The sequence below is a fragment of the Leminorella grimontii ATCC 33999 = DSM 5078 genome, from assembly GCF_000439085.1.
Classification (GTDB): domain Bacteria; phylum Pseudomonadota; class Gammaproteobacteria; order Enterobacterales; family Enterobacteriaceae; genus Leminorella; species Leminorella grimontii.
In genome coordinates this window covers 1-21,367 of the sequence record NZ_AUUA01000018.1, presented here as the reverse complement: position 1 = coordinate 21,367, position 21,367 = coordinate 1, and the positions used below count along the sequence as shown (strand labels likewise).

The 21,367-nt window shown below is 56.7% G+C and carries 9 protein-coding genes; 3 read left to right on the top strand and 6 right to left on the bottom strand.

The annotated features are described in order from the left end of the window. The first annotated feature begins 111 nt into the window (after positions 1-111). The 3 genes from G544_RS0115925 to G544_RS0115915 all read left to right on the top strand — a co-directional run bounded on the left by G544_RS0115925 (position 112) and on the right by G544_RS0115915 (position 5,425). Entirely contained in the window at positions 112-2,079 is a 1,968-nt protein-coding gene (locus G544_RS0115925; protein WP_027275521.1) for a sigma 54-interacting transcriptional regulator, read from the top strand. 363 nt (positions 2,080-2,442) lie between these two features. Continuing rightward, on the top strand, positions 2,443-3,810 hold the full coding sequence (locus tag G544_RS20805) for a cellulase family glycosylhydrolase (RefSeq protein ID WP_051155798.1): 1,368 nt from the start codon (positions 2,443-2,445) through the stop codon (positions 3,808-3,810). Between the two features lie 247 nt (positions 3,811-4,057). Further along, entirely contained in the window at positions 4,058-5,425 is a 1,368-nt protein-coding gene (locus G544_RS0115915) for a cellulase family glycosylhydrolase (protein WP_027275520.1), read from the top strand. Between the two features lie 117 nt (positions 5,426-5,542). On the opposite strand, the gene G544_RS0115910 is transcribed toward G544_RS0115915, so the two are convergent. From G544_RS0115910 to G544_RS20785, 6 genes are all read right to left on the bottom strand, one after another. Next, positions 5,543-7,003 (bottom strand): PstS family phosphate ABC transporter substrate-binding protein, encoded by a 1,461-nt coding sequence (locus tag G544_RS0115910; RefSeq protein WP_036024322.1) that lies wholly within the window; start codon positions 7,001-7,003, stop codon positions 5,543-5,545. 197 nt (positions 7,004-7,200) lie between these two features. Beyond that, entirely contained in the window at positions 7,201-8,955 is a 1,755-nt protein-coding gene (locus tag G544_RS20800; RefSeq protein ID WP_051155797.1) for a TolC family protein, read from the bottom strand. Between the two features lie 2 nt (positions 8,956-8,957). Further along, on the bottom strand, positions 8,958-10,199 hold the full coding sequence (locus G544_RS0115900) for an HlyD family type I secretion periplasmic adaptor subunit (RefSeq protein ID WP_051155800.1): 1,242 nt from the start codon (positions 10,197-10,199) through the stop codon (positions 8,958-8,960). Between the two features lie 16 nt (positions 10,200-10,215). Continuing rightward, the gene (locus G544_RS20795; RefSeq protein WP_036024319.1) at positions 10,216-12,375 is read right to left on the bottom strand and encodes a type I secretion system permease/ATPase; all 2,160 of its coding nucleotides are present in this window, start codon (positions 12,373-12,375) and stop codon (positions 10,216-10,218) included. A gap of 88 nt (positions 12,376-12,463) precedes the next feature. Further along, entirely contained in the window at positions 12,464-13,426 is a 963-nt protein-coding gene (locus G544_RS21420) for an OmpA family protein (RefSeq protein ID WP_081650815.1), read from the bottom strand. Positions 13,427-13,507: 81 nt separating this feature from the next. Next, on the bottom strand, positions 13,508-21,367 hold a 7,860-nt coding region (locus G544_RS20785; RefSeq protein WP_051155796.1), incomplete at its 5' end, for an Ig-like domain-containing protein.

Here is a 21,367-nt window from a genome sequence, read left to right as displayed (position 1 = left end):
GCGCCGAATTTATCCAGCCGATGTCACGATTATGCGCCCACGTTCACCTTTTCCCTGACGCCAAAGGTAAGATAGCGCATCACGGCTCCCCCGTTTTGTAGGTCCATGGTTATGAACACAATTCCTTTCGAGACTGCGCCAACGCCGCTTTGTCTGGTCGCCCCCTACCCCGCTCTGATTGAGGAAGCCAAAAGCCTGCTTCCGGGATTCTCAACGCCGCTGGCGCTGCACCTGACGGATTTAAACCGCGTTATCGAAGAGCTGCCGACGCTGGAATCCCGCGGGCACCGCGTGCTGATAAGCCGGGGCGGCTGCGCCGACCTTCTGCGTCAGCACAGCCGACTGCCGGTGGTCGAGATAAAAACCTCGGGCTACGACGTGCTCAACGCGCTAACGCCGTTTATCGGGCAAAAGGTCCGCATCGGCATCGTCGGCTTTCGAAGCGTCGTCGAAGGCTGCTGCCGCGCGGCGGAACAGCTGGGCATTGAGCACGAATCCTTTTTGCTGACCAGCAACGACGCTAAAGAGATCGCCGCCATGCAGCAAAGGCTGACGGCCCAGCGGCTGGACTGGATTGTAGGGGACACCGTCTGCCAGGACTACTTCGCGCCGCTGGCGACCCGCTTTCGCCTGCTTAACTCCGGCATCGACTCCGTGCGCCAGGCGCTGGAAGAAGCGCAGACGCTCTATCAGGCCTTCAGGCGACAGGCGCTGGAGCGCGACCACCTGCAGCTGATTTTGGACAAGTTCGACAAGGGCGTGATCTCCGTTGATGAACGGGGCAACGTGCTGCACGTCAATCACTGCGCCCGTATGCTGTTCGACCTGAAAGCGACGGCGGAAAGCGACACGGGATCGCTGACGCTGTCCCAGCTTAGCGCGGCCATCCGCCCCGACTGGGACTCGCTGCGCCGAGGGAAGCCGGTGCTAGCGCAAATCATCGACAGCGCGCAGGGGGTGTTGGTCTTAAACCAATATCCGGTGATCGCGGACGACAGGCTCATTCGCGCCGTCTTAACGGTGCAAACCGCCGCCAGCCTGCGGGATACCGAATATCAGGTTCGCCGGCAGGAGCTGGCGCAGCGGGGCCTGAACGCCCGCTACCGCTTTAACGACATCATTACCGAAAACCCCGAAATGAGGCGACGCATGGATATCATGCGCACCTACGCGCTGACCGACGCGACCATTCTGATAAGCGGAGAGAGCGGTACGGGAAAAGAGCTGCTGGCGCAAAGCCTGCACAACGCCAGCCGACGGGCAAACGGGCCGTTCGTCGCCATCAACTGCGGCGCCGTCGCACCGCAAATTCTGGAAAGTGAACTGTTCGGCTACGTAGCGGGCGCGTTTACCGGCGCGTCGCCTAAGGGGAAAACCGGGCTGTTTGAGCTGGCGCATCAGGGCACGCTGTTTTTGGATGAAATCGGCGAGCTGGATAAGCCGCTGCAGTCGCGCCTGCTGCGCGTGCTGCAGGAGCGGCAGATTATGCGCCTGGGCTCCGATCGGGTTATCCCTATCGATATTCGCATCATAGCGGCCACCAACAAGAAGCTGCCTCAGCTGATAGAACAGGGCGTATTTCGGGAAGATCTCTACTATCGGCTTAACGTGCTCAAAGCAACGACGCTGCCGCTGCGCGAGCGCCCGGAAGACGTCCGCGCGATTGGCACCTACCTGCTCAATGAATACAGCCAGCGCTATCAGTTGCCCGAAATGACGCTGACGCCGGAACTGTGGCGAACGCTGCAAAGCTACTCCTGGCCGGGCAACGTGCGCCAGCTGGGCAACATCATTGAAAGGCTGGTGCTTTCGATACACACCCGCCCCGCGACGCTGGCGGAAGCCCGCCTGCTGCTCGACGACCTGGAGCCTGCAGCCGTGCCGACGCCCTCCTCCTGCCCCCGCTGCCGCATGTTGAAGGGCGATTTTAAGGCCATCCGGCTACGCATGCTGCACCAGCTGCTGCACGCCGAACAGAACAACAAAAGCCGACTGGCCAAGCGGCTCAACGTGGACAGAACCTCGCTGAACCGCTGGTTGAAGGAGAGTGCGGGGGAAGAGACTTCTTTTGACGGGTAGATTTCAACAAATTAATAGAACGTTATTATCTTGAACTATCGCTATAACAAAATAAATCAACAACAATTAGTTGTTGACTATATCATATTATTTGATATAGTCCCCATGGTAACTTCATAAAACTCTAACAAGTTTCGTTAGATATCGCATCATCTAAAAAGGAAACCAACAACTTTAAATAGTCAACCCTAACCTACGCCGCTCTCGGCCAATCACATATTCCATTTTTCACCCCGCAATTCGCGGGGTTTTTTATTTTTCGCCACCGCGAAACGGCTTTCTATAGCCCATGACGTCACCGCGCACGTAAAGCGCGCAAACGCCTTTACTCACACACTGATTAACTAACTAAAGAGATAACCTATGAGTTCCAACCGCCCATTTATTTATGATGAACAAGGACGCGTCCTGATCCTGCACGGCACCAACACCGGCGACGCCAAATGGACCGAAGACGGCATGCCCGGCAAAACGGGCGCTGACGACTACATCGATAGACATATCAAAAACTACGGCATGAACGTGGTGCGCCTGCTGGCGTTTTGGGCTCGAATTGAGCCGCAAAAGGGGGTTTATGACAAAACGTATCTGGCTCGCCTGGAAAAAACGGTCAAACGCTATACCGACAGAGGAATGTATGTCCTGATTGATTTCCATCAGGATCTGTACGGCCCAGGCCTCGACGTTCCGCCCGATCCGAACGGCAACAACGGCGCGCCGCTGTGGGCGTGTTACACCGACGGTCTGGAACCCCAAACGCACCCGCTCACCAAGTTCGACTGGAGCATGCAGCATCTGGATCCTGCAATGATGGCCGCGTTCAAAAACTTCTTTAACTATGAGAAGTACCCTGAACTACAGGACTGTCTGATTGGGGCCCAAACGGAGGTCGCTCGCCGTTTCAAAGATAACCCACGCGTTATCGGCTACGATCTGTTCAACGAACCGTTCAGCGGTGACTTAAACACTACGCTGAGCGGCAGCTTCCAGGCACAGCAGCTCTCGGACTTTTATCAAAGGGCCATTGATCGGATCCGTACTGTAGAAAGCAATAAGTATATCTTTGTTGAGCCACAGGCCGTCGGCCCTAATCAGGGCCTGCCGGGCGCCTTGCGGCCACTGAAAGACCCTCGCTCAGGCGAAGCGCGTCTGGTCTATGCGCCGCACATCTACACGCTGGGCGCCCCTACCGGTAAGGCCTATACTCTGGTCGACGCGCTGGAGATCGCCGCATGGGCTAAAAACCGCGCGGAAGAAATGGAGGCGCTGAATATGCCAATGGCGGTGGGAGAGATCGGCGCGCCGGAAACCTCAACCGTGGCTAAATATTTCGACGCGGCCATCAACAAGTTTGATGAGCTCAACAGCGGGTTTATGGTGTGGATTGACGGACAAAACACTTGGAGCATCGAGGATAAGGACGGCCAACCGTATTCCAAGGTAGACAGCACTGTCCGAACTTATCCGCAGGCAATTTCCGGTAAGCCGATTAAGTTTAGTTTTGACCGCCACAGCGGAAAGTTTGAACTGGCTTTCAAACAGGACAAGGGCGTCACCGCACCAACGGAAATATTCGTACCGGAGTCGCAGTATCCTAACGGCTGGAACCTGGACATCAAAGGCCAAACGTTAAGAAACTGCCGCTGGAGCTTTGACGGCGCCACTCAAATCCTGAGCGTTTATATGGACTACTCTGAGAGCGAAAAGGTTATTTGTATCGTTAAGAAATAATCCTTACGAATCGTCTTCCCAATAAATAACCGAATATACCCCTATGTTGACGGCACGACGCACCCATGCGTCGTGCCGCTACCATCGACGGATATAACACGAACATCCTATTCGTCTGCAGCCACGCAGAACGAACTTCGTGAATATGACTTTGCACTGATTAACAAGCCACAGGCGACGGCCTCAGCTTGGGCAAAAAAACACGCTAAATTTTTCCAAATTCAACAAATAAAATAGGAATATAACAATGGATTTTGACAGTAAATACATTTTCGATGAACAAGGACGCGTCCTGATCCTGCACGGCACCAACACCGCCGACGCCAAAGAAACCGTAGACGGCATGCCAGGCCCCATGGGCGCTGACGATTATATCGATCGCCATATTTACAACTACGGCATGAACGTGGTGCGCCTGCTGGCGTTTTGGATGCGAATCGAACCGGAAAAAGGCGTTTTTGACGACGTTTATCTGACCAATCTGGAAAAGACGGTTAAACGCTACACGGATAAAGGGATGTACGTCCTCATCGATTTCCATCAGGATCTGTACAGCCCTTCATTAAGTTCGTCTCCCATTCCGAACGACAACAACGGCGCGCCCGCATGGGCGACCTACACTGACGGTCTGGTACCTAAAAAGCAGCCGCTGTCTAAAATCGACTGGAGCCTGCAGCATTTGGATCCCGCAACGATGGCGGCATTCAGAAACTTCTTTGATTATAAAAAGTATCCTGAGCTGCAAGATCACCTGATTGGCGCTCAGGTAGAAGTGGTGCGTCGCCTGAAGGATAACCCGCGCGTTATCGGCTACGACCTGTTCAATGAGCCGTTCAGCGGCGATATATGCAATACGTTAGACGGGAGCTTTCAGGCGAATCAACTTTCCGATTTTTATCAGCGAGCTATTGATAGGATCCGCGGCGTCGACGACAAAAAATACATCTTTCTTGAGCCTCAAGCCGTTGGCCCTAACCAGGGGCTACCTGGCGGACTGCGGCCATTAAAGGACCCGATCCAGAGCGCACCGCGTTTAGTCTATGCACCGCACATTTATCCGCTGGGCGTCACTGCCGGTATGCCTTACACCCTTATTGACACAGTGCAAATTGCCGCTTGGGCGGATAATCGCATTAAGGAAATGAAAGCGACCAATATGCCGATGGTAGTTGGTGAAATCGGAGCAACGGAAACGGCGAATATAAACGAGTATTTTGACGCCGCTATCGGCAAATTTGATGAACTTAACAGCGGATTCATACTATGGACTAACGAAGAGGCTGGCTGGAGCATTGAAGACCGGGGCGGTAATATTTGCACCAAAGCGGCCAGCATCGTCCGCCCTTATCCACGCACCATTTCGGGCAAGCCGGTTAAATTCAGCTTCGTTCGAGGAACCGGCAAGTTTGAACTAACATTTAAACAGGATAAAGACATCACCGCGCCGACTGAAATTTTTGTACCGGAATTACAGTACCCGAACGGTTGGACTTTAGACATTAAAGGGCAGAGCCAAAGAAACTGCAGGTGGAGCTTTAACGGCGCAACACAGATTCTGAGCGTGTATATGGATTACTCCGAAAGCGAGAAGACTATCCGCATTATGAAGAAATAACCTTTCCTTGCATTTTGGTCGTAAAAAGCGGCGGGTATTTTCCCGCCGCTTCAAAAAACAAACTCAAGCGCCAAGATTTTTCGCGCGCTTATTTATCCCCTACGGGTTTGCTGAAACCTACTTTACATCCCCCATTGCCACGTACCCCACGTCCTCCACCAGCTTCTGCCCCTGCGGGCTTAAGAACCAGTCGATAAGCGCCTGAGTATTGGCCGACGGCTTGCCGGTCGTCACCATATACACGTCCACGGTAAACGGATAGCTGCCGTTGCGGATGTTCTCCACCGTGGGTTCGACGCCGTCGATGGCGAGCAGGCGCAGCTTCTCGTTTTTATCCATCTGGCTTGCGTAGTAGCGGAAGGAATAACCCAGCGCGTTAGTGACGTTCTGATAGTTGGCAACGCGGCGCACCAGGCCACCCATGCCGCTGGTGCGTTCGGTCTCTAGCGGTTTACGCATCTCAAGATCCTGCATCACCTTTGACAACATTACGGTCTGGCTGCCGGAGTTCACCGGGCGCTGGAAAGGAATAATGCTTTCGTCCCTGCCGCCCACTTCGCGCCAGTTGTTGATTTTTCCGCTGTAAATGCTGCGGATCTGTTCGACCGTAAGGCCGGTTACCGGGTTGTCCTGACTGACGACGAAAACGAACGCCTCGCGGCTAAAAGGAGTCTGCGTCAGCGTAACCCCCTTGTCGGCAGCCGCTTTCTTTTGTTCCGCCGAAGGTTCGGCGGCGAAAATCAGGTCAACCTGGCCGTCAATCAGAGACTTATAGGCTTCCGGCGTCCTGCTACTGGTAACGTACTTGCTGGCGGAGCTTGCATCCAGCCCTTGATAAATGGCCTGTACGGCGGACGCATAGACCGGATAAGCCGCCGTCGCACCGTCAAGGCGCGGCCAGTCTTTACCGATATGAAGCGTTGGTTTTTCCACCGGCGTCAGCAGATTGCCTTCACTAAACGGCCTGTAGTCGTAAAGCGAAATGGTTTCATCGACAGTTTTCTCACTGTCTTCTTTAATTAAATTGCTCTCGCGGTTATACCCCTGACAGCCCACAACCAGCAGTAGAGCGCAAAACAGCCCTAGCGACGCCTTGAGCCCCTTTTTATCCACCAGAGGCTTACCAGCGCGCTTCGCGCCGAAGGCGAACGCCAGCGTGAACAGTGCGTAAGTCGCCGCGGGAATCCACAGCATCATCCAAAACTCCCCACTGAAGACCGCAATAAAAGAAGAAACAAAGAATGGGATCGTGCCAATTCCCATCCAGATAAAGGCCTCGTGAGTGAAATCGCCCCCGCTGATAAACATCGCTAGAATCCAGAAAGCCAAAATATAAAAAATGGCGATCAGCATGGGCGCATAGCGCGGCCAAAAGCGGTCAGGCAGTTGGATATGCTTTCCCCACACGTATCCCACGAAAGCGATACCGACGGGAGCCGCTATCAGCCCGAAACCAGAGAGTCCTCTCAGATTCAGCGACTCAATCAGTATCATAAACAGCATCGCCCCGCCCTGCGCCACCGTCGGCAGCACTAGGAGGATCATAAGAAGAGAAAGCAGTAGATATTTAAGGTTCATGGTCGAACATCCCTGTAGCGCTATGCGCGTTGTCCTGAATAAAAGATCAAAGATAGCGTTATATCGCTGCTCGATAAAGGCATCATTTGACTATTTTATGAAAAAAGCGAGGTTTAGGAAAAACCTTGGCGTCTATGAGAAAAGGCCCGCCGCCTAAGCTGTATTGATGGCGGGCATGCGAGATAAACCGTATTGTTCTATTGCATTGAAATACTGAGCCAGTCCAGCAGCAGCGCAGACTCCGCCAGGATGTTGATATTGGCCGTGTAGCCGTCAAACTGCTGATTAATCGCCGCTACCTGGTTGTTAAAGTGGTCGTTTTCCGCCGTCAGCACGTCGAGCAGCGAGCGTTTGCCCAGGTAGTACCACTGTTCATAAAACATGGTTCTCACCCTGTCCGTCTCGGCGGAGAGCGCTCGATAGTCTTTCGCACGGGCAAACGAGGAGTTGCGCTGCTCCACCATGCTGCGTATGCGGTACTTCAGCTCCAGCACCGTCGCCTCAAACTCCTTTCTGCTGGCCTGCGCCCGCTGCAATGCCGCCTTCTGCGACGCCGAGGCCGAGCCGCCGGTAAACAGATCCCACTCCACGTTAATGCCCGTGTACCAGGCCTGCTCCACCCCCGAGCTGTCCTTGGCGTTGCTCTTCGCTACCACCCAGTTGATGTTCGGGTACATCGAAGACTCCAGCGCGTCGGCGCTGTGCAGGCTGGCCTGCACCTGCGCCTTGGCCCGCAGGATCTGCGGATGATCGTTGAGCGCATACAGCACCGAGCCTGCATCAACCTGAGAGTCGTCCCATTTCAGGTTCACGGGCAGGTTGACGTTGCGCCCTAAAAGACGCGTCAGCCTGATTTGCGTATCCCGCCACTTGGTTTCGATTTGTTGCACGTTGGTCTTCGCCTGTAACAGCTTGGAACGCGCCTGCACCAGCTCGCTGCTGCGACCGACGTCGGTTTGCACAATCTGCTGGAGCATGTTGACCAATGACGCCATGCGCGCCTCATAGGCTTTCGCGACGTCGATTTCCTTACGGTACTTATCAAGCTCAAGCAGTCCGCTGATGGTTTCAAACGCAATCTGGTTACGCGTCAGCCGAATGGTGTGCTGCGACGCGTTAAACGACTCTTCAGCGCTGGATATCGTGCTGCTGGTTTTACCGAAGTCATAAATCCTCGTCGTGACCGAAACCGAACCGCTGGTATCGCCAACGTCCGACGCGTAGTCGTTGCGGGTTCCTTCACCAAAGCTGGACATCGGAGAGCTGACGCCAACCTTCACCTGCGGCCAACGCTGCCCTTTCACCTGATCGATATCGTATCTGGCCGCCGTAGACGACGCCATGGCGTTCCCGACTTCAGGGCTGAAGTTCAGCGCCTGAACGACGGTTGTCCGAATAAATCCCCGCGACGGAGAATCCCCGCCCAAGCCGCCTTTGCTTTTGGACGATGGGGAAGCGGAACGGGCTGGTTTAGCGTTCGCAGTCGGCAGCGCAGCACTGTCTTCCGGACTAAAAGACGCTGAATCAATTGCGCTCCAGCCGACGGCGGCGTCGGTGGATTGCACATACGCGCCGTCCTCGACGTCAAAACGGATAACGTCATCGTCCAGAACGTCGCTTTTGACGTACAGGCTTTGGCGCGGGAGCACATCGCTTTTCTTGTTTGTTTCCGAGCCTTCGGCGGTATCAATGACGGTCCACTGTTTTCCATCCCGCCCGGTAGTGGTAATGGCCTTACGCGGACGTTGAGCGGCAGGAACCGCCGACGCCTTCCGGCTATCGCGTTTCGCTGCCTGCTCCATCTCCCGACGCTCTGAGACGCTGAAGCCGCCCTCTCCTAGCTCAGACTGTTCAAACACCGCCAGCTCGTCGAGCTCCGCTGCGGCGAGCGGCGCGCCAGAAAGCGAACTTATCAGTAAAAGCAGGCCATAGCGTGTCGATTTTTTTTCCATTTCTAGCGCTCCCTGAACGCTTCGCGCGCTTTTAAAACTGGCTTCAGTATGTAATCGAGAATGGTTTTTTCCCCGGTTTTTATTTCAACGGTGGCGATCATGCCGGGAATGATAGGAAACACGCGGTCTTTTGCCATGAGCGCCGCTTTGTCCGTCCGCACGAAGACGCGATAGTAGGTACTGTCTCCCCGCCCTGCGCGCGCCTTCTCTTCATCCTTCAGCGTGCCGGAACTGATATGCTCCAGCGTTCCCTGAAGGCCGCCGTAGATGGCGTAGTCATACGCCGTGATTTTTACCGTTGCCGGCAGCCCCGGCCTCAAAAAGGCCACGTCCGACGGCTTAATTTTCGCCTCCACCAGCAGTTGGTCCTCCAGCGGCGTGATGGTCATAATTTCCCCGCCCTGCTGGATGACGCCGCCGACGGTGGTCACCTTGATGTTGTTAACCGTACCGCGCACCGGAGCCACAATAGTGGTGCGGTTCATCACGTCTTCCCGAGCGGTAACGCTTTCCACCGCCTGCGCTAGTTCGGTTTCCATCCGCGTCAGCTCCGCGTTGGCGTCCGAGCGAAACTTGTTTTGCCGCTCGACGATTTGCAGCCGAAACTCGTTGGCCTGTCGCTTCATGCGCAGCAGTTCAACCTCCGACATCAGCCCCTTGAGCATCAGCGGCGTCGACAGGTTGATTTCGCTCTCCGCCAGCGCCAGGCTTTTTTGCAGCGTCTTTACGCTCTCGCCCAGCGTTTGCCGGCGGGCGTTGTAGGCCTGGGTTTCATCCCGCACGATGGAGGTCGCGCCCTGCACGTCCGGAGGGAAGACCAGCGGCGTATCGTAGGCCTCCGCCCGCAGCCGGGCGATGGAGCCCCGCAGGCCAAGCACTTTCGATACGCCTTCGCGATAAACCGCGCCGGCACGAGTCGGGTCTATTTTTAACAATACCTGCCCCTTCTCGACCATATCGCCTTCACGCACGTTCAACTCTTCCAGCAGGCCGCCCTCCAGGCTTTGGATCACCTGCTCGCGGCTGGCGGGAATAATCACGCCTTCACCGAGCGTGATTTCCTCTACGCGCGCAAAGTGCGCCCACGCGATGGCGATAACCAGCACTGCGGCAATGATGTACAACATAACCATGCTGTACGGCGTTTTTTGCTCTATCAGCGCTTCCTGCAGGTCGCGCATAAAGCGTAAGTCGCCGTTCTTGATGGCGCCCGTTGGGCTATTCGCCCGCTTTTCTTTATCCATCACCGTACTTCCCACTCTATTTCGCCTTACCGCTGGCCTTCAGGGCCGCGATAACGTCATCCTTGGGTCCATCGGCAATGACTTTCCCTTCATCCAATACAATCAGCCGCTCCACGTTGTCCAACAGGGAAAAACGGTGGGTGACGATCACCAGCGTTTGATCGACGATCGTCTTTTTCAACTGATTGATAAACATTAGCTCGGTCATGGCGTCCATCGCGCTGGTCGGTTCATCCAACAGCAGAATTTTAGGCTTCAGCAGCAGACAGCGGGCCAACACCACAAGCTGCTTCTGGCCGCCGGAAATCCCCTGCCCCATCTCCCCTATCGGCATCTCCAGCCCCAGCGGGTGCTGAGCCGCCACCTTGTCCAGCCCGGTCATTCTGACGACCTCAAGCAGCGCTTCCGTCGTTGCCGACGGGTTGCCCAGCAGGATGTTTTCCCGCAGGGTACCGAAGAACAGCCGACTGTCCTGCCCCACGTACCCAACCGCGCTGCGCCAGTCCGCCGGGTCGATTTGCGTCGCGTCGACGCCGCCGGTCATTACCTGCCCCTTGGTCGGCAGGTACAGGCGCGCCATGATTTTCAAAAGCGTCGACTTGCCGCTGCCGATGCTGCCCAAAATGGCCACCCGCTCCCCCTGTCGCAGGGAAAGGCTTACTCCCTCAAGCACCTTCGGCGCCTGGATCATCTGGGTTTGCGGGTAGCTGAAGCCGACCTTTTTCAACATCAGATCACCGCCAAGGTTCGGCGAGGAGAGATAGCGCACGTCATGATGGCGCTCGGTGGGCATCTCCATCAGCTTGTTCAGGGAGGCTAGCGCCGTTTTGGCCTGCTGATACCGAATAGCCAGCCCAACGACCGACGCCAGCGGTGCAAGCGAACGGCCCGACAGTATGACCGCGCCGATCATTGCTCCCATAGTCAGCTCGCCGGCATGAATCAGGTAAACGCCCCATATGACGATGGCGACGGTCGTTAGCTGTTGAATAAAGGTGACGAAGGTCCCCGTCGCGCTCGACAGCGCCTTGGTCTTCATTGACGAGGACGCGGCCAGAGCGCTAAAGTCCTCCCAACGCTTTTGCATCACCCCTTCGCCACGCACGGCCTTCAGCGACTCCAATCCGTCCAGCGTTTCGATAATCAACCCCTGCTTGAGCGATATCTCGCGCATGTTTTCTTTCATGTGCTTGGACAAAGGCCACTGGATGTAAAGGCTGACGGCAAGAATAATCGGGATAGCCGCCAGAGGAACCAGCACCAGCGGACCGCCGACCAGGTAGATAACGAACAGGAACAGCAGGCAGAAAGGCAGGTCAGACAGCGTGGAAAGCGTAGCTGAGGTGACAAAATCCCGCACCGATTCAAACTCGCGCAACTGGTTGGCGAACGCGCCGGACGACTGGGGCTTGTTTTCCATCCGGATAGACATCACCTGGCGAAACAGCCCCGCGCCAACCAGCAAATCCGCCTTTTTACCCGCGACGTCAAACAGATAGGCCCTCACCAGCCGGGAAATAAACTCGAAAATGATGGCGATAATCACGCCTACGGCCAGCGACCAAAGCGTCACATAGGCATGGGTCGGTACAACCCGGTCGTAGACGTTCATGGTGAAGAAGGTAGACGCCAGCGTGAGCACGTTGGCCAGCAGCGCCGCTAACGCCGCGCTGAAAAAGTAGTGCCGGTAGCGCCACAGCGTCGAGTAGAGCCAGTGCCCCTCTTTATTGGCTTCGGGCAGGCAGTCGGCGTCGCGATCGTCCAACCTGGGCTTCGGGCTGCACAACAGCGCCGCGCCAGAATAGGTTTCGGCAAGCTCGCCGTGCGTCATCGTTACTGCGCCACCGTTGGTTTCCGGCAGCAGTACCGTATAAGACGCCGAACTGCCTTTTCCCTTGCGTTCGGTAACGATACAGGCGCCACCGTCCCTACGGGCCAGCACAACGGGGAAAAGGTAAGAGAAAAATTCGCTCAGGTCGCGTTTAACCCAACTGGCACCGATGCCGATTTGCTCAAGCATCCTCAGCGTCACCTGCGGAGATACTCTCCTTTCCCGAGGTAGCCCCGTATACAAGGCGGCGGTGCTGGCCGAACGCTGGTAATAAGCCGCAATCCACTGTACGGACCACAGTAAACCGTCCTGTTCATCCGTAATGGGGTCGATATCCAAACTCATCGCTATTCCTATTGTTGGGGCTTTTTATACTCCAAAGCGCCGCGTCACAAACGTGACGCAGCGCTATAGATAAAAGCGGGTGTAATGACTAGTCGGCCGGATTGTAAGCGTGGATCAGCACGTCTACTCGTCGGTTCGTCCGGTTACAGGCGTTACGCTCCGTTACCGACATTTTCCCTTTACATTCAATCACCGGATCGCTGCTGCCCTGCCCGTTGGGGAACAGCACGCCCTCGGATACGCCCTCCGCTACCAGCAGTTGCTTAATAACCTCAGCCCGCTGAAGCGACAGCTTGCGGTTGCTGGCCGGGTTGCCCACCGGATCGGCGTGCCCAACAATATTGACGCGCGTCAGGTGCGGCTGGCCTTTAAGGTAGGTCGCCATCTTGCCGATCACATCCTGCCCGCCAACTTCCATATCGGCAGCAGATTTGCCGGAAAATTTAAATAATGCGTTGCCCAAAGAGATCATATTGCCGCTAAAGACGCACCGCTTTACTGAAGACGCGCGGTTGACGATCGGGCTGTGGGTATAGCCCAGAAGCCTGTTTTCCGCATCGATGCGCTTAACCGGAGTTGGTATTCCCTTACCCGGTTTGTCGCTGGTTTCAATAAAATAGGTTTTTCCGCCCGCCAGTTGAGCCTTGGACTGTGAAGACGTTTTGCCTGCATAAAGAGGATTGTCGTCAAGATAAGACTCTATAGCGTGACGCCCTGGAGATACGCAAAACGTACTGAACTCCCCGGGTTTTAGAATGCTTTGCAGCTCGCCGTCTACATAAATATCGGAAACGCCGGCGTGAGCCGCATCGTTAACCTGAGGCCGGTAAATAACGACCTGGCTATAGTTTTTTTCTACGTGGGGAACGGGAATATACTGCGTTCCCGTGTGCTTTATTTGTACCAGCGGCAGGGTATCCATGTGCTCAGTATCGGCAACCGCACTCTTTGGCGCATCCTCTGCCCAAGAGCTAAAAGCTGACAGGCTTAGCGCAGCGCCAATGACGAGGCGACGCGATAGCGAAAACAAGTTACTGCTTGAAAGATCCATTTTTTTACCTCAACGATATATCCGTCAGACCCATAAAACCAAAACGCGCCCTGACCGGAAAAGGTCAGGGCGCTGTTGAGATTACATAATCACCGTCTCGACGCGAGTCTCAACCAGTACTTCGGTTGAGCCGCCGATGGTATAGGTGTAATAAGACGCGCCGTTAATCGTCGTAATGTCGGCCTGGCCGTTACCGTCCAGATCCACAAACGACCAGCTGTCTGAACCACCTTCTCTTGAATTGACCAGGTTCAGGTGGCCGTTTTCACCGTTCACCACCAGCTGACGCTTACCGTCCTGCAGGATCAGGTTTTCCTCGCCCATACGCAGCACGTCGTCGATCGATACCGACAGCGTGTTGTCGCCAGAGCCCAGGTCAAACTTCTCCATCGACTGCAGTTTGTCCTTCATGGCGCTCAGATCGATAACCAGATCCTGACCGTCAAATACCAGCGTATCCACGCCGTCACCGCCGATAACGCTGGCGAAGTCGGTCGACGTAATCTTGATCACATCGTTACCATCGCCACCCATGGCCACGTCGTTAGTACTGATATTGGCGATCGTGTCATTACCGTTGCCGCCCATCAGGTAATCCTCACCAGACGTACCGATAAGCACGTCGTCACCGGTAGTAAACACCTGAGTCACCGACTGAAGCAATTGCTTAGCCGAAGCGGCCATCGCGGTGGCTAGCGTATCGTCACCCACTTCTATCTGATTATTGGCCAGCAGAGTCACCAGGTCGGTGCTGACTCCCTTGAGCGTTAACAGCTGTTGGAAGCCGTAAGTACCGCCCAGGCCGTCCCGGTCAATGCTGATCACCGTATCGCTGCCCACCTGCTCTACTTTCAGATAATTCAGTATGCCTAGTGAGGAGTAATCCAGCTTCATCTCGCCGTTGTCGGTATAAAGAGAGAATGGGCCGGAGTAATTCAGCAAATCGCTCAAATCGATCAGGTCTGCATTGCTGTTGGTCAGCCGGTTTCCGACGGTAAAGCCATAGACCGTGTCGTGGCCGTTGCCGCCGGTTCCGTCACTTTCTTGCCCCTTCTGCACCTTGTACATCAGCGTATCGTTACCGCCGTGCGTCAGGTTGAAGGTATCGTCACCGCCGCGGCCTTCGAACAGGTTGTTCGCCGCGTTGTCAGTGAACGTATCCCCCCGATCGGAGCCGATCAAACCTTCGATGCTAATCAGCCTATCGTTACCGTCTCCGGTTGCTACGCCTGTCGTCAGGTTGGCGTTAACGGCGGACGTTGTGCGACTGTAGTCGACAATATCCATTCCTTCCGTAGCGCTCCAGACCTTATCGCCGCTCACAACCAGGTTCCAGCCACCGCCGCCGGTATAAGTATCGTCACCTGCCGAGCTGAAGAAGGTGTCGTTATACCCTGTGCCGATAATGCCGCTCTCACCCGTCGTATTGTTGACAGCGTCATCGCTCTCCGCCGTCAATACGTAGGCATTATGCGCCTTACTGGTCTTCAGGCCGCCCCAGTTGGCGTTAACCGTGCCGTTGGTATAACCGCCGATACTGGAGGTTGCGCCAACGTGGTTGGTTACGCCGTTGGTGATGCGCAGCAGCTGTACCGAGTAAACTTCATTCGGATCCAACCCGAAGAAGCTTACCAGGCCCATACTGTTGCTGGAGCCGGACGCCTGCGGGTTAATCAGCTGCGTCGCGACGCACTCGCCGGCCGAGTTATATAGCTTGACGGTGTTGCTGTAGAAGGTATTGATGCCGTTACCATCAACAATACGGATCTGCAGGCTGGTTCCGTCTGCCGCGATGTTGGTATTCTTCACCAACAGCGTCGGCGCAGAACTGTCGCCGGAAACAACGCCGGAGTCGCTACCGGAGCGATACATCACCAGATCCATCGAACCGTCCCAGTCGTAATCGAGCGCTACGGCACCGGTGATGTTCGTATACTTAGTCGCACCGGTCAGGCTCTGACCGATACCGGACCACTGGTTGTTGCCTTGATTCAGGTACAGCGTCGGGCTGTTCGCATCGCCGAGCTGACGCGGCACTTCGATGATGTCCATCTTGCCATCGTGGTTCCAGTCCACGGCTAGCGAGCTACCGCCGTCCATGCTGTCGCCAAACCACAGCGCCTGTGCATCGGTTGCCAACAGCTTGCCCGTCCCGTCGTTCAGATAGATACGGCTCTCATTGCTGTTGGAACCGCTCTTCGAACCGCGGCTCAGGAACAGGTCCAGCCAGCCGTCGCCGTTGAAGTCGGCGTAGGTCATAGAGATAGACAGGTTGCCGTAGTCGTCCTCACCATCGTTCCTGAACACGTTGGAGTAATATCCCACTTCCCCGAAGTTGGTTTTCCCCGTACCGGTTAGCTGGTTATAGAGAATACCCAAGCCGCGCGAACTGCCGCTTTGCCCCCCTGAGGCCGAGTTACGGTCAATGTGTGCGGTAATATCTACCGTACCGTTGTTATCGATATCTACTGCCCCGATTTCATGCAGGAGGCTCAGGTTAGCCGGCAACGCGCCGCCGGGGTGACCATTATCGAATCCGGACACCTTCTCATAGGTCAGCGTTCCATTAACGTTCTTAATGAACGAAATGGAGTCCGGCGCAGAGTCAGCCAGCACAAAGTCCAGATAGCCATCGCCTTCACGGTCGTAAGCAATCACGCCGCCCAGATGGTTCAACGTTCCCTGATCCAGCACCTTCGGCGAGTAACTGCCGTCCGCATTCTGCATCCAGTAGGCGGTACGTCCGCCGTTGCCGTATGCGCTGATTTGCGACATCACGTCGGTATAACCGTCGCGGTTGATGTCGGCGAACACCGCCGAGTTAACATAGCGGCTATAGGTGTTGCTATCCAGATTATAGCCCGCCCCGTTGCTGGTAGAGGGTTGCGCCAGATAGGTGGACTCATAGTTCTCGCGATCGGTTGCCGTGTAAACACGGCCCGAGTTAGCCGTCGTGGTGCCTGAAGTGCCGCGGGCGCTCTGGAAGAACGACCACAGGCCATCCTGACTGATGGTCACCGCCGCCGCGTTTAGACCGCGGTTATCGGCGTCCGTCGTACCGCCCCACGACTGCTCAATCAGCGTACTGCCGCTACCGTCGGTTACCCCGGTACTGGTACTGGCGCTCATGGTTGAACGGTTACCCGCACTGTCCCAGACGACGAATGCCAGGTTATGCGCTCCGGCTGGCAGCTTAGTGGTAATGCTCCACGAGCCGTCAGCATTCGCCGTAGCAAAGCCCAGCACCTGATCCAGCCCTTCCTGATAGGTACCGTTGCCGTTCACGTCGCTAACCAGTGAAACGATTGTGCCGGCTTCAACGGTACCGTAACGGCTGCTGTCAAAGACGAACGTTTCCGTGCTGCTGACAATAGAATCGATAACCGGCGCCACGGTGATGCCGTCCGGTACGTCCAGATCGATAGTCACCTTATAGCTTTCAGCAAAGCCGGTATTGGTGCCCACGTTGCCCGCGACATCAATTACCTGCAGCTTAAAGTTATATACCGTGCTGGCGGTAACTTCCGGCAGCGCATAGCTCCAGCCGTTGCCGCTCATCGTGACGGCCGCCCAGGTTGCTCCGCCGTCCAGCGATATCTGCAGGCGTTCTCCCTCAAGCAGCGCCGCGCTCAGCATACCGCTAACGGTGACGGTATAGTCGCGAGTGACCATATCACCGTTGAGCGTCGTCACGCTGTGGCTATAGAGATCGCCGTTCACCAAACCGTGGCTGGTGTCGGTAGAGATCTGCGACGTCGTGCTCAGGCCGTTCATGTCGCGACCTTCTGACGAGATGGTCAACGCATGAGTGTCCATGCTGCCAATGTTATAGGCATTGTCCACCACGCGAGCTCTGATGGTGTAATCGCCATCGGCCAGTACCGTGCCCCGCAGGTCAACCGCCCAGTCGGTACCGGAAACCGTTGCCGCGCGAGTCCAGGTTGTGCCGCCGTCCATGCTGACTTCCACCCATTCGTCCGACAGCAGCGCCTTATCCAACGTACCGTTGATCAACAGCGTATTATCGTTGGTGATAAAGTCAGCGTCGGAGTAGCCGCGGTCGTCAGAAATCGACGTAATGGTTATCTTCGCATCTGATATAGAGGTATCCAGAATAATGGTGTACGGCGAGCACGGGTCGGTCGCATTGCCTACCGGGTCGATTTCCACCGCCGTCAGGTCATTGTTGCCGCTGCTTAGTGCCGTCGCCGGGCGCAGGCTCCAGGTGCCGTCTGCCGCTACCGTCGCACGGCCGATTTCACGCGTGCCTGCACCATCGGTGGTATACACCACGATGGTATCGCCCGCCGTGCCGGTACCGCTGATAGTTGGACGCGTATCGTCGGTTGCGCTGCCGCTAGCAACGTTGCCGGTTTTCTCACCCACTTGGTCGTCTACGCCGGTAATAGCCAAGCTATCCGCGTTTGGCGCAGTGTAGTCAGTCGTCAACACGAACTCACTAGAGCTTGGGCTAACGTTGCCCGCCGCGTCGGTCGACGTCGCACTGAAGCGATGTTCGCCCTCTGTCAGAGGCGTAGTTGGCGTATAGCTCCAGTTGCCGCTGGCGTCCGTTACCACCGATCCCAATAGCGCGCTGCCTTCATAGATCTTCACGACGCTGTTGGCTTCCGCCGTACCGCGCAGGGTCGGCGTTGGATCGTCCGTTATGGCGCCGTTCGCTAAATCGCCCTGAATCGAACCGACGTCGTCAATCGCCTTGTCGATAGTTGGCTTCGCTGGCGCAACGGTATCAACGTTAAAAGTAAACGCAGAGGTTGCAGGTGAATCGTTGCCGGTTAGATCGGTAGCCACAGCGGTAATGCTGTGCGAACCCTGAGCCAGATCGGACACCGGCGTAAAGCTCCAGTTTCCGCTGCTGTCTGCCGTAGTGGAACCTAGCAGTACGCCACCGTCATAAACCTTGACGACGCTGCCACTCTTCGCCGTACCGATAATTTCCGGACGCGCATCGTCCGTCACGCCGCCAAAGTCGATTGCGCCTTTAATGCTGCCTACGTCATCCATCAACTTGGTAAGAGAGACCGTAGCCGCTGACGTATCAATAACCAGATTGAAAGCGTTGGCTGGCGTGCTTTCATTGCCCGCTGCATCCTTAGCCGTAAAGGTAAAGGTATAGCTGCCGTCAGCCAACGCCGTCGACGGTGTAAACGACCAGCTGCCGTTGGCATCCGCCTTCACGCTGCCGATAACGTCGCTGCCGTCGTAGATAGTCACCGTGGCGTTTGCCTCGGCCTTACCGCTAAAGGTCGGCTTATTGTCATCAGTGGTATCGTGGTTAGCCAGCTCGCCTTTCTTCGTACCCACATCATCGATCACTTTTAGATCGGTAATGTCTGCTGGCGCAGCGGTGTCGACAGTGAAATCGAAGGCGTTGCTATCATCACTCACCTGACCGATACTGTTAACCGCTTTCGCCGTCAGATTGTGCGTTCCGTCCGCCAGCGCGGCGGCTGGCGTAAACGTCCAGTTGCCGAAGGCGTCTACCGTGGTAGAGCCCAGCAGCGTACTGCCATCATAAATACGCACAACGCTATTCGCTTCTGCCGTACCAACAATGGTCGGCTTACTGTCGTCGGTGACGTCGCCCTTGTTAAGGGCGCCGGTAACCGTACCCACATCGTCCGTGACGCTAGCAATAACCGGAGCTACCGGCCCCGCTAGGCTGACGGTAATGGTATAAACCGCACTCGGCGCCGTAGCGTTACCGACCGGGTCGATCTCCACCGCCGTCAGGGCATTGCTGCCGCCGCTCAGCGCCGTCGCCGGACGCAGGCTCCAGGTGCCGTCTGCCGCTACCGTAGCGCGGCCAATCTCATGCTTGCCGCTACCGTCGGTAACGTACACCACGATGGTGTCGCCGGCGGTGCCGGTACCGCTGATGGTCGGACGGCTGTCGTCGGTCGAACCGCCATTGGCGATATTGCCGGTGACTTCACCGACCTGGTCGTCCACGCCGGTAATAGCCAGGTTGTCCGCGTTCGGCGCGGTGTAGTCGGTGGTCAATACGAACTCGCCGGACTTGCCGCTAACGTTACCCGCTGCATCAGTCGAAGTCGCGCTGAAGCGGTGTTCGCCTTCCGTCAATGGTGTGGTCGGTGTAAAGTTCCAATCACCATTCGCGTCAGCCTTGGCCGACCCCAACAGCGTGCTGCCGTCGTAGATCTTGACGATGCTATTCTCTTCCGCCGCGCCGCGCAGGGTTGGCGTCGGATCGTCCGTAACGCTACCGTTAGACAGAGAGCCCTGAATAGCACCCACGTCGTCCAGCGCGCTGTTGATAACCGGCGCCGTCGGCGCCACGGTATCGATAGTAAAGGCGAACGCCGAGGTCGGGTTGGACACGTTGCCTGCCAGATCGGTCGCGGTCGCAGTGATGCTGTGCGCCCCCTGCCCCAGATCGGATGCTGGCGTAAAGCTCCAACTGCCGTCGCTTGCCACCGTGGTTGAGCCCAACAGGGTCGCCCCGTCGTAGATCTTGATGGTGCTGCCCGCCTTGCCGCTGCCGGTGATGTCTGGACGGGTATCGTCGGTGACGCCGTTCGGCGCGATGTTGCCGGTGACGTCCCCGACGTCGTCGATCAGCGCCGTGATGGAGACCTCCACCGCGGACGTATCAATCGTCAGGTTAAAGGCGTTAGCCGACGCGCTCTGATTGCCCGCCTTGTCAGTGACGGTGGTGGTAAAAGTGTAGCTGCCGTCCGCCAGCGCCGCGCTTGGCGTAAACGTCCAGTTGCCGGAAGCATCCACCGTCGCGGAGCCAATCACCGTGCTGCCGTTGTAGATAGTCACCGTACAATTAGCTTCCGCCTTGCCGCTAAAGGTCGGCGTGGCGTCGTCGGTCACGTCGCCGCTGGTCAGTTCGCCCTGCACCGCACCCACGTCGTCGATGACCTTCAGGCCGTTGACGTCAGCGGGAGCCGCAGTGTCTACCGTAAAGTTAAAGGCGTTGCTTGACTCGCTGACCTGACCTATCGCATTAACCGCCGTCACCGTCAGGTTATGAGCTCCGTCAGTCAGCGCGGCAGTCGGCGTAAAGGTCCAGTTGCCGGAAGCGTCCGCCGTGGTGGAGCCCAGCAGGGTCGCGCCATCATAGATGCGCACAACGTTACCCGCATCCGCTTTTCCACTTACGGTAGGCATGCTGTCGTCAGTGACGTCACCCTTGCTAAGGGCTCCCGTAATCGTACCTACATCGTCCATTACGCTGACAATGGTCGGCGTCGCAGGTCCAGTCAGGCTAACCGTAATCGTGTACGGCGTACAGGGGTCGGTCGCATTGCCGACCGGGTCGATCTCCACCGCCGTCAGAGCATTGCTGCCGCCGCTCAACGCCGTAGCCGGACGCAGGTTCCAGGTGCCGTCTTCCGCCACCGTGGTGCGGCCAATCTCATGCTTGCCGCTACCGTCGGTAACGTACACCACGATGGTGTCACCGGCGGTGCCGGTGCCGCTGATGGTCGGACGGCTGTCGTCGGTTGAGCCGCCGCTGGCGACGTTGCCTTTGATTTCACCGACCTGGTCGTCCACACCGGTAATAGCCAGGTTGTCCGCATTCGGCGCGGTGTAGTCGGTGGTCAGCGTGAAGTCGGCGGACGGCAGGCTGACGTTGCCCGCCGCGTCGGTCGCCGTGACGTGGAACTCGTGCAGCCCTTCGGTCAGCGGGGTGGTTGGCGTGAAGCTCCACTTGCCGCTGGCGTCGGCGGTGACCGAGCCCAGCAGCGCGTCGCCGTCATACACTTTCACAACGCTGTTCGCTTCCGCCCGACCGCTCAGGGTCGGCGTGGAGTCGTCCGTCAGGCCGCCGTTCGCCAGGTCGCCCTGAATGGCGCCGACGTCGTCAAACGCCTTGTCGATGGTCGGCGCCGTCGGCGCCACGGTGTCGATGGTAAAGGCGAACGCCGAGGTCGGGTTGGACACGTT

Coding starts and splice junctions, on each gene's coding strand:
- G544_RS21420 (WP_081650815.1), bottom strand. CDS start 13,426: ATGGATCTTTCAAGCAGTAACTTGTTTTCGCTATCGCGTCGCCTCGTC.
- G544_RS20800 (WP_051155797.1), bottom strand. CDS start 8,955: ATGGAAAAAAAATCGACACGCTATGGCCTGCTTTTACTGATAAGTTCG.
- G544_RS20805 (WP_051155798.1), top strand. CDS start 2,443: ATGAGTTCCAACCGCCCATTTATTTATGATGAACAAGGACGCGTCCTG.
- G544_RS0115910 (WP_036024322.1), bottom strand. CDS start 7,003: ATGAACCTTAAATATCTACTGCTTTCTCTTCTTATGATCCTCCTAGTG.
- G544_RS20795 (WP_036024319.1), bottom strand. CDS start 12,375: ATGAGTTTGGATATCGACCCCATTACGGATGAACAGGACGGTTTACTG.
- G544_RS0115915 (WP_027275520.1), top strand. CDS start 4,058: ATGGATTTTGACAGTAAATACATTTTCGATGAACAAGGACGCGTCCTG.
- G544_RS0115900 (WP_051155800.1), bottom strand. CDS start 10,199: ATGGATAAAGAAAAGCGGGCGAATAGCCCAACGGGCGCCATCAAGAAC.
- G544_RS0115925 (WP_027275521.1), top strand. CDS start 112: ATGAACACAATTCCTTTCGAGACTGCGCCAACGCCGCTTTGTCTGGTC.